The organism is Oleiphilus sp. HI0123 (assembly GCF_001635315.1).
Genome location: NZ_LWGE01001870.1, coordinates 1 through 526, shown reverse-complemented (window position 1 = coordinate 526; position 526 = coordinate 1). Strand labels below are relative to the sequence as shown.

Annotated in this window: 1 pseudogene; it reads right to left on the bottom strand. The window is 43.3% G+C overall.

The annotated features are described in order from the left end of the window. Positions 1-526 (bottom strand): annotated as a pseudogene (locus A3761_RS25005) (exopolyphosphatase); the annotation flags it as partial.

Here is a 526-nt window from a genome sequence, read left to right as displayed (position 1 = left end):
ACCTCAAAAACCCGGCTTGCCCAACGTAGTAGATTTTCACATTGCGGTAAGGCTATATCCCAATACGAAGCAATTTGCTTGTATGCATGAAGCGCTGTTTTCTCTACTCTTTCAGCGTGTTCAACATCAATAGCATAGCGAGCCTGCATCGATTGAAGTGAACGTTCTCTGACATCCTCATGCTGAATCCGGCCTAGTATGTCATACAGCAAACCTTCCCTAAGCGCGCCCGATGTGAACTCCATTTCTTTGATGCCCAGTACCTTAAAGCATGAGTAGAGTATGGAAAAGCCGGCTGCAAAGATCGATGCACGCTCAGATTTCACACCTAGTTTAACTAAGTCCTCACAATGTCCGAGAGTAATCATCAGGCCTTTTAGTTCTTTCAAAGCTTTTAATGTAATCGTTTCTTCAGCTAAACCAAGATGACGCAAAGCATTTAGAATAGCCTTAATTGAACCCGAAGCACCCACTGTATGCTGCCATCCAAGCGACTTATATTGTTCCTTTATGCTGAATAATTCTC